This is a genomic window from Pseudomonas sp. 6D_7.1_Bac1, from assembly GCF_025465945.1.
Taxonomy (GTDB): Bacteria; Pseudomonadota; Gammaproteobacteria; order Pseudomonadales; family Pseudomonadaceae; genus Aquipseudomonas.
The window spans coordinates 1-14,066 of record NZ_JANLNW010000080.1 but is presented as its reverse complement, the minus strand read 5'-3'; the positions used below and the strand labels follow the sequence as shown (position 1 = coordinate 14,066).

At 58.3% G+C, this 14,066-nt stretch carries 14 protein-coding genes; 11 read left to right on the top strand and 3 right to left on the bottom strand.

What is annotated here, in order from left to right; translation table 11 throughout:
- The first annotated feature begins 17 nt into the window (after positions 1 to 17).
- From NTD87_RS24765 to NTD87_RS24755, 3 genes are all read left to right on the top strand, one after another.
- The gene (locus NTD87_RS24765) at positions 18 to 899 is read left to right on the top strand and encodes an ABC transporter permease subunit (protein WP_262117025.1); all 882 of its coding nucleotides are present in this window, start codon (positions 18 to 20) and stop codon (positions 897 to 899) included.
- Positions 896 to 1,795 (top strand): ABC transporter permease subunit, encoded by a 900-nt coding sequence (locus NTD87_RS24760; RefSeq protein WP_262116817.1) that lies wholly within the window; start codon positions 896 to 898, stop codon positions 1,793 to 1,795. Before NTD87_RS24765 ends, NTD87_RS24760 begins: the two co-directional genes overlap by 4 nt.
- A 248-nt stretch (positions 1,796 to 2,043) precedes the next feature.
- Positions 2,044 to 3,165 (top strand): AI-2E family transporter, encoded by a 1,122-nt coding sequence (locus NTD87_RS24755; protein ID WP_262116816.1) that lies wholly within the window; start codon positions 2,044 to 2,046, stop codon positions 3,163 to 3,165.
- Positions 3,166 to 3,477: 312 nt separating this feature from the next.
- On the opposite strand, the gene NTD87_RS24750 is transcribed toward NTD87_RS24755, so the two are convergent.
- Positions 3,478 to 3,693: a molybdopterin-binding protein gene (locus tag NTD87_RS24750; RefSeq protein WP_054598130.1), complete on the bottom strand. Its 216-nt coding sequence runs from the start codon at positions 3,691 to 3,693 to the stop codon at positions 3,478 to 3,480.
- Between the two features lie 206 nt (positions 3,694 to 3,899).
- Here NTD87_RS24750 and NTD87_RS24745 point away from each other — a divergent pair, with 206 nt between their 5' ends.
- Positions 3,900 to 4,721, top strand: a complete 822-nt coding sequence (locus tag NTD87_RS24745; RefSeq protein ID WP_262116815.1) for an aldo/keto reductase — start codon at positions 3,900 to 3,902, stop codon at positions 4,719 to 4,721.
- 3 nt (positions 4,722 to 4,724) lie between these two features.
- Here NTD87_RS24745 and NTD87_RS24740 read toward each other — a convergent pair whose 3' ends face one another.
- A complete protein-coding gene (locus tag NTD87_RS24740; protein ID WP_262116814.1) occupies positions 4,725 to 7,088 on the bottom strand; it encodes a DNA polymerase II in 2,364 nt (787 codons plus the stop codon).
- 603 nt (positions 7,089 to 7,691) lie between these two features.
- On the opposite strand from NTD87_RS24740, the gene NTD87_RS24735 reads away from it, so the two are divergent.
- The 6 genes from NTD87_RS24735 to NTD87_RS24710 all read left to right on the top strand — a co-directional run bounded on the left by NTD87_RS24735 (position 7,692) and on the right by NTD87_RS24710 (position 12,351).
- Positions 7,692 to 8,021, top strand: coding sequence for a hypothetical protein (locus NTD87_RS24735; protein WP_262116813.1), 330 nt, complete (start codon positions 7,692 to 7,694; stop codon positions 8,019 to 8,021).
- Between the two features lie 234 nt (positions 8,022 to 8,255).
- Positions 8,256 to 8,696, top strand: a complete 441-nt coding sequence (locus NTD87_RS24730) for a CBS domain-containing protein (protein WP_262116812.1) — start codon at positions 8,256 to 8,258, stop codon at positions 8,694 to 8,696.
- A 205-nt stretch (positions 8,697 to 8,901) separates the two neighbouring features.
- Complete coding sequence (locus tag NTD87_RS24725) at positions 8,902 to 9,498, top strand: paraquat-inducible protein A (RefSeq protein WP_262116811.1); 597 nt, start codon at positions 8,902 to 8,904, stop codon at positions 9,496 to 9,498.
- Positions 9,495 to 10,139: a paraquat-inducible protein A gene (locus NTD87_RS24720; protein WP_262116810.1), complete on the top strand. Its 645-nt coding sequence runs from the start codon at positions 9,495 to 9,497 to the stop codon at positions 10,137 to 10,139. The genes NTD87_RS24725 and NTD87_RS24720 overlap by 4 nt, the downstream gene beginning before the upstream one ends.
- Entirely contained in the window at positions 10,120 to 11,775 is a 1,656-nt protein-coding gene (locus NTD87_RS24715) for an intermembrane transport protein PqiB (protein WP_262116809.1), read from the top strand. The genes NTD87_RS24720 and NTD87_RS24715 overlap by 20 nt, the downstream gene beginning before the upstream one ends.
- A gap of 15 nt (positions 11,776 to 11,790) precedes the next feature.
- Positions 11,791 to 12,351, top strand: coding sequence for a PqiC family protein (locus NTD87_RS24710; protein WP_262116808.1), 561 nt, complete (start codon positions 11,791 to 11,793; stop codon positions 12,349 to 12,351).
- Between the two features lie 22 nt (positions 12,352 to 12,373).
- On the opposite strand, the gene NTD87_RS24705 is transcribed toward NTD87_RS24710, so the two are convergent.
- Positions 12,374 to 13,423, bottom strand: coding sequence for a hypothetical protein (locus NTD87_RS24705; RefSeq protein WP_262116807.1), 1,050 nt, complete (start codon positions 13,421 to 13,423; stop codon positions 12,374 to 12,376).
- A 217-nt stretch (positions 13,424 to 13,640) separates the two neighbouring features.
- Between NTD87_RS24705 and NTD87_RS24700 the strand changes: the two genes are divergently transcribed.
- Complete coding sequence (locus NTD87_RS24700; protein ID WP_262116806.1) at positions 13,641 to 14,015, top strand: DUF2784 domain-containing protein; 375 nt, start codon at positions 13,641 to 13,643, stop codon at positions 14,013 to 14,015.
- Positions 14,016 to 14,066 lie beyond the last annotated feature (51 nt).

Sequence of the window (14,066 nt, the reverse complement as noted above, 5' to 3'; positions counted from 1 at the left end):
AGCAGATCCAACGGTTTTTGCCGAGCGGCCGTAAAGTTGTCATCGGTATTCCATTCCTGTGGCTGTTCATGTTCTTCATGCTGCCGTTTTTCCTGGTAATGAAGATCAGTTTCTCCGAAGCAGCCTTGGCCATTCCACCCTACTCCGAGATCTACAGCTTCGCTGAGCAGAAATTTCAGCTGCTGTTGAACCTCGGCAACTACGCCATGCTGGGCGACGATGAGCTGTACATCTCGGCTTATCTGGGCTCCTTGAAAATGGCCGCCCTCAGCACGGCCATGTGCCTGGTGATCGGTTTTCCGATGGCCTACGCGATTTCCAAGGCCAGCAAGGAAGCGCAGAACGTCTTGCTGCTGCTGATCATGATGCCGACCTGGACGGCGATCCTGATCCGCGTGTATGCGTGGATGGGCATCCTCAGCAATAACGGCTTGCTCAACGCCTTCCTGCTGTGGACCGGTTTGATTTCAGAACCTATCGAAATCCTCAACACCAACACCGCGGTCTATATCGGTGTGGTGTATGCCTACCTGCCGTTCATGGTGCTGCCGCTGTACGCCAACCTGGTCAAGCATGACCAGAGTCTGCTGGAAGCCGCATCGGACCTGGGTTCAAGCAACTTCAACAACTTCTGGAAAATCACCGTACCGCTGGCCAAGAACGGCATCATCGCCGGTTGCATGCTGGTGTTCATTCCGGTGGTGGGTGAGTTCGTGATCCCGGAACTGCTCGGTGGCCCCGAAACCCTGATGATCGGTCGCGTGCTGTGGCAGGAGTTCTTCAACAACCGCGATTGGCCGGTGGCGTCCGCGTTGGCGGTGGTGATGCTGGCGATCCTGATTGTGCCGATCATCCTGTTCAACCGCAGCCAAGCCAAAGAGATGGAGGGACGGGCATGAACCGTTTCGGATTTTCAAGAATGATGCTGGTGTTCGGCCTGTTGTTCATCTACATGCCGATGCTGATTCTGGTGATCTACTCGTTCAACGCCTCGAAACTGGTGACGGTTTGGGGCGGCTGGTCGGTAAAGTGGTACGTCGGCCTGCTGGACAACACCCAACTGATGGGCTCGGTGGTACGCTCACTGGAAATCGCCTGCTACACCTCGATTGCTGCGGTAGCGCTGGGCACACTCGCCGCCTTCGTGCTGACCCGCGTCACCCGTTTCAAGGGTCGCACACTGTTTGGCGGCCTGGTCACCGCGCCGTTGGTGATGCCGGAAGTGATCACCGGTCTGTCGCTGTTGCTGCTGTTCGTGGCCATGGCGCAGATGATCGGCTGGCCGCAGGAACGTGGCATCTTCACTATCTGGATCGCCCACACCACCTTCTGTGCTGCCTATGTGGCGGTGGTAGTGTCGGCGCGCTTGCGTGAGCTGGACCTGTCGATCGAAGAGGCGGCCATGGACCTCGGTGCACGGCCATTGAAGGTGTTCTTCCTGATCACCATTCCAATGATCGCGCCATCGCTGGCCGCGGGCGGCATGATGTCGTTTGCCCTGTCGCTGGACGATCTGGTGCTGGCGAGCTTCGTGTCGGGCCCGGGCTCCACCACCCTGCCGATGGAAGTGTTCTCGGCCGTGCGTCTGGGCGTGAAGCCCGAGATCAACGCTGTGGCCAGCCTGATCCTGTTGTCCGTTTCGATCGTGACCTTCATGGTCTGGTACTTCGGTCGCAAGGCTGAAGCCAATCGCAAACGTGCGATCCAGGAAGCCATGGAGCACACCGCGAACGAATCCTGGAAGCAACCTGACTCACAACGACCGGTTACCCAACCGATCGGTGCGACGGCTTAACGCCGTCGCGTTTCACCGCTACTGCACTAAATAGACAACGGCGCGCCCTTGGGCGCGCCACGCAATACCGTTCACGCAGCGCCTTACCACCGCTGCAGCGACACGAACGGCCTCACCTGGCTCCTCGGTCAAGGTGATTTTGGGCGCCCTCGGGCGCCCTTTTTGCTTTTCAGGCCCCACCATGATTGGCCCGACGCACGGAGCAAAGCTGTCTAGACTTCACGCAGCCAGCCACGGAGTGCATGCAGATGAGCAACAACCGAATCATGGGTTTGAACAACGCTCGCGAACTACTCGACGTGCTGATCCGCGCCGGGATGATTGCAGTACTGGTGATGGTCTGCTTTCAGATATTCCGTCCCTTCATGAATATCGTGCTGTGGTCGGTGATTCTGGCGATCACGCTTTACCCGCTGAATCAAAAACTGGCGGCTGCTTTAGGTGGCCGGACCGGTTGGGCAGCGATCATTCTGGTGATACTGGGACTCGCCTGCCTCATCGCACCGCTGAGCCTGCTGGGCGAATCGATCGCCGAATCGGTCAAGGCCGGCATGCATACCGTACAGGGCCGCGATATCGAAATCCCCCCGCCGCCCGCGGTCGTACAGAGTTGGCCACTGATCGGTGATCCACTGTTCAAACTCTGGACTCACGCCTCCGAGGACCTGAGCTGGGCTATTTCCCAGGTTGCTCCGCACCTGAAGGACTTGAGCAAAACCGTGTTGACCCAACTGGCTGGCGTAGGCGCGGGGATCATGGTGTTTGTGCTGGCGCTGTTCATTGCCGGCCTGATCATGGCCAATGGCGATAACGGACAACGCACGGCAGTGGCCATCGCTTCGCGGATTTCCGGCCCGGAGCGCGGCCCCGAACTGGCCTCGCTGTGTACCGCGACCATTCGCACCGTAGCCCAGGGCGTAGTCGGCATCGCGTTTATCCAGATGGTTCTGGTGGGCCTCGGCCTGGTGGTCATGGGGGTTCCGGGCTCGGGCATTCTGGCGTTGATGGTGTTGCTGCTGGGGATCATGCAGTTGCCCACGCTGTTGATTACGGCGCCAGTGGCCATCTACGTATTTGCCCAGGACGGTGTCGGCGTGACAACGGTCATCTTCGCGATCTGGATCATACTCGCCGGCCTTTCCGACAATGTACTCAAACCGATGCTGTTGGGCCGTGGCGTAGCGGTGCCCATGCCGGTGATCCTGATCGGCGCCCTGGGCGGTATGCTGACCAGCGGGATTATCGGGCTGTTCACCGGGCCGGTGATGCTCGCGGTGGGTTACCAGTTGTTCATGTCATGGGTCGATCAGCCGCTACCGGTTGCCACTACCGAAGCGAGCACCGCAGCGCCCGTCAAGCCGCTGGACTGACGGTTGGCCACCACCACAAAAAACCCTGCTGCTGCAGTAATGCCAGTCGGCTAACGAAAATCTATCGCCTGGTGATCAATTGTGGCGAGGGAGCTTGCTCCCGCTCGGCCGCGAAACGGTTGTAATCCGGCATTCGCATTCCATCTGAATACTCGCGGTGGCTGATTTTGGGGTCGCTTCGCGACCCAGCGGGAGCAAGCTCCCTCGCCACAGGTTTGGCATTCAGCGCGCCTTCCTCTTAACCGACTGGCATTACTGCAACAGGGCTTTTTAGTGTTCAAACGTAAAGCATGACGCCCGGTGCTGAACGCATCAGAGCTTGGCGATCGACACCTCGGTGGATTTGACGAAGGCAATGACCTCGCTGCCCACCACCAATTCGAGATCACGAATCGAGCGCGTGGTAATCACCGAAGTGACAATGCCGGAGGCGGTTTGCACATCGACTTCAGAGACCACCGGTCCTTCCAGGATTTCCTTGACGATGCCTTTGAACTGATTGCGGACGTTGATCGCTTTGATGGTCATGACTACGCTTCCTGTCGAATTGAGCTACGTGAGCACTGCTGTGCGAGCCCCTAAAATGCACCTGATCGAAAAACAAACAAAGGAATAAATAACTAGATATTTATTCCTTTTAAATATATGAAATGGATTGCGTCGAGTGTGCGATAGAACCTCCTGGTTTCGCTGCGGCCCAATTTCTATTCATCAAGTCTCGTCTGGAGGTTGTCATGCGAACACTCGAACTGGCCGGCGTCCCCGTCCCTGTGATTGGTCAGGGAACCTGGCGCATGGGTGAAGACCCACAACAACGAACCCGTGAAATCGCCGCATTGCGCACCGGCATCGAGTTGGGAATGACGCTGATCGACACCGCAGAGATGTATGCCGAGGGTGGCGCAGAGGAAGTGGTTGGCGAAGCCATTGCCGGTGTTCGTGATCAGGTGTTTCTAGTCAGCAAGGTCTATCCGCACAACGCCAGCCATCGCGGTATTCCCCAAGCCTGCGAACGCAGTTTGCGCCGTTTGGGCACCGACTACATCGATCTGTATTTACTGCACTGGCGTGGCCAGTTTCCCCTCGAAGAAACCGTCGAAGCCTTCGAACGCCTGCGCGAGGACGGCAAGATTGGCCGTTGGGGCGTGTCCAATTTCGATGTAGCGGACCTGCACGAATTGGCCTCTGACGCCTGCGCGACCAATCAGGTGCTCTACAACCTCGAGGAGCGCGGCATCGAATTCGACCTGCTGCCCTGGTGCCAGCAACAGCGCATGCCGTTAATGGCTTATTGTCCGATTGCCCAGGCCGGGGGCCTTCTGGTCGAGCCGACACTCAAGCAGATCGCCGCACGCCATAACGTCACTGCGGCTCAGGTGTCATTGGCCTGGCTGCTGCGTCAGGACGGCGTGATTGCCATCCCCAAAGCCGTACATCCTGAGCACGTGCGGTTGAACGCCGCCGCTGGCGAATTGAAGCTCGATGCTGAAGATCTTCAGGCGCTTGATCGAGCGTTTCGCGCCCCCACCCGCAAGCATCGACTGGCGATGGTCTGAGACCTAGAACAACCCCAGCTGTCCACCGATCAGTGTGCTGAAATCGTCGTCGACAAACGGCAGGATTGCGTCGGCCACCGGTTGCAGCTGGCGACTGACGTAATGATCGTAGTCAATCGGCGCGCTGCGGGTTTCCAGCGGTTCGGGCCCCGCCACCGTGATCACATAACTGATCCAGCCGCCGCTCTGATACTGGAGTGGCCGTCCCTGTCGATCGTTGTATTCGTCGGCCAGGCGTGCGGCGCGCACATGGGGTGGTACGTTGCGTTGATAGTCGTCCAATGGACGACGCAGGCGCTTGCGATAGATCAACAGCTCATCGTGCTCACCGGCCAGCGTCGCGCGCACAAACTCGCGAACATAATCCTGATAAGGCCGACGGTGAAAGATCCGCAGGTAGAGCTCCTGTTGAAACTGCCGGGCCAGCGGCGACCAGTCGGTGCGCACGGTTTCCAGGCCTTTGTAGACCATTTCGTCAGTACCGTCGGCGCGCGTCACCAGTCCGGCGTAACGCTTCTTGCTGCCCTCCTCTGCACCGCGAATGGTCGGCATCAGGAAGCGCCGAAAGTGCGTTTCGAATTGCAGTTCGAGCACGCTGTGCAAACCGAATTCGCGCAGTAGATGGTCGCGCCACCACTGGTTGACGTGCGCCACCAGCGCCCGGCCGATCTGGGCCGCCTCCTCCTGACCGTGAGCACGCCGCAGCCAGACGAAGGTGGAGTCGGTGTCGCCATAAATCACCGCGTGCCCTTGCGCCTCGATCAGTTGGCGAGTCCTGAGCATGATTTCGTGCCCACGCAAGGTGATCGACGACGCCAGGCGCGTATCGAAAAACCGGCAGCCGCTGGAGCCGAGCACGCCATAAAACGCATTCATGATGATTTTCAAGGCCTGGGAAAGCGGCGCATTGTGCTCGCGCTTGGCAACTTCCCGGCCTTCCGATACACGGGCGACGATCGCTGGCAGACAGTGCCGTGTCCGCGAGAAGCGCGCACCACGGAAACCGGGTACCGACTCACTGTCGTCGGGGTGACGCAAACCTTCTACCAGTCCCACCGGGTCGATCAGAAAGGTGCGGATGATCGACGGGTACAGACTCTTGTAGTCGAGCACCAGCACCGACTCATACAAGCCGGGTTGCGAGTCCATGACAAAACCGCCGGGGCTGGCCTGCGGCGGCCGTTCGCCAAGGTTCGGCGCAACAAAGCCCTGACGGTGCATCAGCGGCATGTATAGGTGAGTGAATGCCGCCACCGAACCACCGCTGCGGTCGGCCGGCAAGCCGGTGACGCTGGCGCGTTCCAGCAAGAAGGTCAGCAGCTCGGTCTTGTGGAAGATCCGCGTCACCAGCTCGCAGTCCTTGAGGTTGTAGCGCGCCAGTGCGGGCTTGTCCTCGGCGAACATGCGGTTGATTTCGTCCATGCGCTGGTAGGGGTTATCGATTGATTTGCCCTCGCCCAGCAGCGTCTGCGCGACGTTTTCCAGGCTGAACGAAGGAAAGCTCCAGGTCGCCGAACGCAGCGACTCGATGCCATCAATGATCAGTCGGCCAGCCGCTGCGGCAAAGAAGTGATTGTTGCCCGAGCCGTGTTCGCGCCACTGCATCTCCTCGCCACCACGCCCCAGACGCAACGGCACCGCCAGGCGCCGGGCATGCTCGTGCAGCACACGCAGATCGAACTGCACCAGGTTCCAGCCGATGATTGCGTCGGGGTCATGGCGCACAAACCACTCGTTGAGTTTTTTCAGCAACAGGGTTCGGGAATCGCAGTACTCAAGCGCAAAATCCACCCGCGAGTCGTCGCCATTCGGTGCCCCGAGCATGTAGACCTGGCGCTGACCGCAGCCTTCCAGCGCAATCGAATACAGCTCGCCCTGCTCGGTGGTTTCGATGTCCAGCGAAACCAGCTTCAGTTGTGGACGATAGTCCGGCGCAGGCTTGAGATGGGCGTCGAGCAATAGGCCGGTGTCGTCTGCCGTCCCACTGAATGATACAGGTGCAGTGATGAAGCGCTCCATCAGGTAGCGCTCCGGCGGGCGTATGTCTGCTTCGAAGACATCGACACCGGCCCTGCGCAACAGCGTGTCGAGGTGCATCAACTGGCGGTGTTGCTGGCAATACAGCCCGAACACGGGTCGATGCTGAAAATCCTGTAACCCCAGCGGGCGGAGCTCGACACCTTGTTCGCCGCGCAACAGCAGCTCGACCTGCTCGCGCTGCTGCTCGGGGATGAACGCCACCGACGACTGAACCGGCAGCCGGACAAGTCTTGGACCTTGATCGGTCGCCAACCAGAACTCGACTTGCGTGCCGGCCGGGGTATCGCGCCAATGCCGGGTCAAGACGAAGCCCTGCTGTAAATCCACCACTGCAACCTCGAAGACTATTTCACGGGATGATTCTACGCGTCATCGATGCTCACGGCTGCCTTTGTGTTTGCCCTGCAAGTGATTGTAGGACAAGGCTCTAGGCCAACCCTGAAGGCGTCAAAGCGTTTTATGTAGTGATTGAAAATTTTCACTACAAAACCGTTGACGAGTTGTTTTTCCCCTTGCATGATGCGGACGTCTCCCCGATCGGGAGCACTGGCAAAAGTGTTGTGAAAAAGCTCGACTGACCGCCGAGCTGTTCCCGGATGTGTACTGCCCACAAGGCAGATTGATGAAGCTGACCCGGCATGAGCGTCCAGTACAAGGACGAGAAGCGCTGGCGATCAACCCTCAAGATGCTTGTGGCCGAACTGAATAATGTCGGTAGCAACATCCAGGTAATCGCTGTTTCTCCCCGCTGTGTCGCACGTGCGTAGCAGTTTCTCGGCAAGACTACATGCATCCTGCTCAAGGCCCTGCCGATATTCGGCAGACACCCACTGTCGCCCTGGTTTCGGTACCAGATATCAACTTACCGACGTAGAGAAGTGAATCAGCGAACCAACTAGACAGATCAAACACTGGTCAAGGGGCTTACACATGAATCTGAACAATCAACCGACTATTGATGAACTGGCTCGGATGTTCGCAGCGCACAAAGACAGCCATGACAGCCATATCCTGTGGATTGCCGAGTCGGGCCAGGTGCATATCGACTGCCTGTCGCCCCACGCCCATGAAGATGAGTTCGAAAAGAACAAACGTGACTTGCGGGCCCGACTGAAGATGTACCGTCGCGGCCAGGGTTACGTTGGCAAGAAAGCCGCCGCCGACAAGGATTTTGTCGGGCGTGTTCTTGAGACACTGAATCAGGCGTGGAAGAGCGCACAGAATCAGTCCGACGTGTACGTCGTCGACCGCTACTGCTAAGCGCGTGTCAGGCCGCTGATAGCCCGCCCGGGTTATCAGCGACTGCCAAGAGCACAGTCACTCTTGCCCCAAGAGCGAAACAGCACCGACGATAGCTGAAACACCCTTCCATGACGCTTTTAGCCCCCCTGAATGCCGCTTTGCCCTCTTGCTCTGTTGGCGTGCGTCTATGATTCTGTATAAGCGTCAGCGCGCTTGGCGACGCCTAATAAATACAACACCGGAGAGGCCCTCATGAAGACCGTCGCGCAGCTGCTCAAGTTAAAGGCCGAACAGAACCAGCAGGTTCACACCATCAACTCGCATCAGATGGTGCTCGAAGCCCTGATGGTCATGGCCGCAAAAAACGTCGGTGCATTGCCGGTGCTCGAAGAGGGTCGGATCGTTGGTGTGATCAGTGAACGCGACTATGCGCGCAAACTGGTGCTCAAGGGTCGCTCCTCGGTGGGAACCCCTGTCAGCGACATCATGAACTCGCCGGTGATTACGGTGGACTCTCATCAAACCGTTCAAACCTGCATGAACATCATGACCGACAAACACCTGCGCCACCTGCCCGTGGTGGAGGACGGCCAACTGCTGGGCCTGCTGTCCATCGGCGACCTGGTCAAGGAAGCCATCGCCGAACAGGCCGAGCTGATCCGGCAGCTGGAGCAGTACATTCGCGGCGAATAGCTCCCCTCGCCCATCAATCCGAACCCGTGACTGCGTGCTCTTGATCATCAAGAACGCGCAGTTTTTGGTTGTGGAGTGCGTCAGCTACTACCGCTTGCCGTCCCGCCTTGTCTCAAACCCCCGCACTTTAAATTTGCTCTATCGCGAGGCACTTCTATATTGATTTAACTACCTGCAGCTTTCGACTTCTCCTTGAGCGCGAACCATGACCAGGACTGATCATCTGATCATCTGTGAACATTGCGATTGCGTGTATGAAAAAGTCGCGCTCGCCAAACATCAAACTGCCCTGTGCCCGCGTTGTGGTGGGGTGCTGCAGCGCTACAACGGATTGTCGATGGAGCAGCGCCTGGCCTTGAGCCTGACGGCCGCCGTGCTGTGGATGTTCGCCAACTTCTATCCGGTGATGAGTATCAGCATGCAGGGCCTGAAAAACAGCGCCACCTTATGGGACTCGGTGCTGGCGCTCAGCCAGGGGCCGATTACCTTTATTGCCATGGTTGCGGCTATCGCCATCATCATCGCGCCAATCTTTCAGTTGCTGTTACTGATCTGGGTCTTGAGTTTCGCCCTTGCAGCAAAACGTTCGCCGGCGTTCAAGTTGTGTATGCGCTGGCTGGAAACCCTCAGGCCCTGGAGCATGCTAGAGGTCTGCCTGCTGGGGGCAATGGTCGCGGTGTTCAAACTCGCGGGCCTGCTCGACGTGCTGCCGGGCATCGGCCTGTTCGCCCTCGCGGCACTGAGCCTGCTGCTGATCCGCATTGCCGGCCGTGATATTCGCGAGCTGTGGGACACGCTATGAGCACCGCACCTGAGGCTCACGACCTCAACCTTTGCCTGTGCCACAGCTGCGGCAACGCCTGCGACATGACCGACCACCCCCACGAGTGCGAACGCTGTGGCGCCCCCTTGCATGCCCGCAAAGCCAACTCACTGACCCGAACCTGGGCCTACCTGCTGGCTGCACTGGTGTTCTATGTTCCGGCCAACGTGTTGCCGGTGATGAACACCAGCCTGTTTGGAAGTGGCTCCGACAGCACCATCATCAGCGGCGTGCTGGAGTTCTGGGAGCATGGTGCCTGGGACATTGCGCTGATCATTTTCATCGCCAGTATCGCGGTGCCGGGCATCAAGTTCTTTGCCCTCTCCTTGCTGCTGATCACGGCACAACGCGGCAGCCTCTGGGCCCGTAAAGAGCGTTCAAAACTCTACCGTTTCGTCGAGTTGATCGGCTACTGGTCGATGCTCGACGTGATTGTCGTCGCGCTGGTAGCGGCGCTGGTGAAGTTCCAGGCGTTGGGCGATATCGAGCCCCGGCCGGGAATTCTATTCTTTGGTCTGGTGGTGGTGTTCACCATGCTGTCGGCAATGAGTTTTGACCCGCGCCTGATCTGGGAAAACCGAAAATCCGAGGAGGTCATGGATGGAGTCGCAAGCCACTGAGGGGCAACCGCAGCCCGGCCAAGCTAACATCAAGACCCGTCGCTGGAGTGTTTCGCTGGTCTGGATCGTGCCGATCGTGGCGGTGCTGGTCGGGGTTTCCCTGGTGGTGCACAACTGGCTGCAACAAGGGCCGACCATCACCCTCAACTTCAAGACCGGCGAAGGTCTGACAGCCAACAAGACCGAGGTGAAATACCGCAACGTGGTGATCGGCCATGTCACCGACGTCGAATTGAGCGACGACCAGAAGAGCGTCGATGCCACGGTAAAACTCGTCAAGCAGGCTGAATCTTTCACCCGCGAGGACTCGAAGTTCTGGGTCGTACGGCCACGCATTGGTGCTGGCGGCGTGTCTGGAATTGATACCTTGCTCTCGGGTGCCTTTGTCGGTGCCGACACCGGTCACGCCGACGCCCGAGCCAAAACCTTCATTGGCCTGGAGGCTCCGCCGCCCATCACCTATAGCGAACCTGGCAAGCGCTTCATGCTGCACACCTCGGACCTCGGTTCGCTGGATATCGGCTCACCCGTCTATTTTCGCAAGATTCCGGTCGGCGAGGTGGTCGCTTATACCCTGGACTCAGAAGGCAAGGGTGTAGACATCGAAGTCTTCGTCAAGGCGCCGAACGATGTCCACGTCACCGAAAACACTCGTTTCTGGAATGTCAGCGGTATCGCCATCGATGTCAGCGCTAATGGCTTTGCAGTCAAAACCGAGTCACTGTCAGCCATGCTGGTGGGCGGCATTACCTTCCGTGCTCCGGACTACAGCCCGAACGATCAACCAGCTGCCGAAAACAAGAACTTCGAGCTGTTCGACAATCAACAGACTGCTCTCGCCCCGCCCAACGGCAAGGCGCAATTCCTGTCGCTGCGTTTCGATCAGGAGTTGCGCGGGTTGAAGGTGGATGCCCCCGTGGAATTCCGGGGACTGGAAATCGGCAAGGTGGTCTCGATCAACCTGGATTTCGACGAGAAGACCCGCAGTTTCCCCATCAACGTGGGCATAGTGTTCTACCCGCAACGCTTGGGGCAGGCCCATATCAAGATGCTCAAGGCCTTGGACCACAACCCCGACGACGAACAAGCTGGCATCCGGCTCATGGGCTCGTTTGTCGAGCATGGTTTGCGCGCTCAGGCCCGCAGCGGCAACTTGTTGACCGGGCAGTTGTACATTGCGCTGGACTTCTTCCCCAAAGCCGAAAAGGTTACCTTCGATCCCAACGCCCGGCCGGTCAGGATACCCACCGTTCCCGCGAGCCTCGAACAACTGCAAGAGCAGCTCCAGGCGATGGTCGACAAGATCAACAAACTGCCGATCGAGCGCATCGCCAACAACCTGGATAGCAATCTGACGGAACTGCGCAGTGGCCTCAAGCAGTTCAACAGCAAGACACTGCCCGGCGTACAGAATACCTTGCAGGACATGAGCAAAACCCTGCAGTCGGCCACCTCGACCCTCGCCGAAGATTCGCCACAACGTGAGCAACTGAGCGAAACCCTGGACGAGCTCGGACGCGCGTCACGCTCGCTGCGTGAATTGTCGGACTACCTGACCCGGCATCCGGAATCCTTGCTGCGCGGCCGACCCAAAGGTGCAGCGGCGCAAGACCTGCAACCGTCTTCGAGCAACTGACCCAGGAGCACGCCCATGTCTTCATCGCTTAAAGTTTCGTTGCTCAGTCTGATGGTGTTGCTCGCTGCGTGCCGCAGTGATCCGATTCATTACCACACCCTGACTCCGGCCCAGCCGGCTACAGGCTCGCGTGGCGGTGCCGATATCCAGATTGAGCGGGTCACCGTGCCACCCCAGGTCGATCGTCCGCAAATCGTCATTCGCCAGGGCAATAGTGGCCTGGCAATTCTGGAAACCGAATGGTGGGGGGCCAGCCTGTCCGATGAATTGAAAAGCGCCTTGATCGATCAGTTGTCCGGTACGGCGTCGCAGCGCAAAGTATCGCTGCGGGTCGATGTGCAGCGTTTTGATTCTGTTCCAGGTCAATACGCACTCGTCGATGTGAAATGGAACCTGAAAACTGCGGGAATGGACGCAGGCAGTGCACCGCTGACCTGCCACACAACACTGAAAACGCCGGCCGGCGCGACCATCGATGACCTGGTGGCGGCTCATCAGAACAACGTTAAACGCCTGGCCAGCCTGATCAGTAAAATGGCCAGCGCGCCCCTCGGCGGATGTCCCGCTGCTCAGTAGCAGGCGCGCGGGGTATTTTATCTTACTGAAGCGTCTGGGCACCTTGCAGGGGAGACTCCAGCGGCTCAGGTTCGGGCACGACCGGCAAGCTTTTGGCGAGACTGCCTTCGATTTGCCCCGAAATGTAGTAGACCCCCGCCATCACCCCGTTGGCCTCGTTCTCCATCAGCCCAAGCCACGCTTTGTCGAATGCGTCACCCAGGCTTTTGCGTAGCTGCACTTCCGTCTCCGGTCGATCATTCTCGTTCGAGAAGGCGCTGATACCCGCCGACACAACGGAAATCACTGCGCCTGCCACTCGACCCACTGCCGCGGCAACAGCACTGGCCGCACTACGGGTGGCAATCTGGCCCTCGAGTTTTTCACCGGCTCGCTTGGCCACCGACGATATACCGGCGTCCGATAACCCTGCCCCCGCACCGCTGTTAGCGGTGCGGACCCGTTCGATCAATGCCTGATAGGCTGGCAGTTTGGTAACCGGTTCGGCGTGAGCAATCTGATAGAGCGAAGCGTTGCGTGCAGGGGGGGGTGCCAGTGCAATTGCTGGAATGTCGTTGAGTCGACGGTCAAATTGATCTTGAGGTGCGCTGTAATGCTCCTGGATCTCCACAAGATGCGCGTCGAGGGTCTGTAAATAGAGGGTAATTGCGTCGGCCATGATCACGTTGGGATCGGTGACCTTGGCGACAGGGTCCAGCACGCGCTCATGGTATTGCTCCTCCAGGTAGACCGTTAACCGGTTTACCACCGGATCGACCTCTCCCCCGCTGTTCATCTTGTACCAGCCCACCTTCATGGAGAGCCATTGCTGGGTCCAATAGCCCGTAAACCAAGGGATAAAGTCTGTTTCGGTGCGCTGGTAGACCATCTCTCTCCAGCGCTCCATGGCGCTGCGTGTGTAACGCTTGACTATCCCTTTGGAGGCCAATGAAGCGGCGTCTATGTCTTTATCAATCTGCTGCCAAGTCGCTTCCGAGATCACAACCGGCGCAGTCGGCTCGGAGGCGCGATGTGCTGTGGCACATCCTGCCAACACCACTAGCAAGACAACGAGCAGGAAACGCAGATTCAAGATCGCAGTCCCCTAGAAGTGACACGACAGCGCTAGCCTGCCCGCGGCCCAAACGGAACGGCCAGCATTTCCGACCCTGGTATTTTGAGTATAGGTGGCGAAGGGATGGACATAGAATCACGATGAGGAAGTGAGGTTTTGGTGAAGTCGAACAGTCTCATTTCGACAAAACCGCATACTCGGTTGCCATGGACATAAATCAGAGGATGGAGTCGTCATGTTTTACCGAATAGCCGCCGACGGGCTGGTGCTGTTTCATCTGTTGTTCATTCTGTTCGCGCTCTTCGGCGGCCTGCTGGCGCTCAAATGGCGGTACTTGATCTGGTGGCACCTGCCCGCAGCTGTGTGGGCCGTGGTAGTCGAAGTCTTCCAGTTGACCTGCCCGCTGACCCGCTGGGAAAACCTCTTGCGCCAAAATGCCGGACAGGACGGTTACGCTGACAGCTTCATCGAGCACTATGTGTGGCCATTGATATACCCAGCCGGACTAACTCCTGCGATACAGCTAGGGCTGGGCAGCCTGGTATTGCTGATCAACGTGATTGTCTATGTCCGCCTGACCAGACAGTGGAAGCTGGCGCGGGAAAGCTAGCCAAATTGAAGGTCACTTTTTCGCAGGCAAAACAAAACCCCTACCTGCATA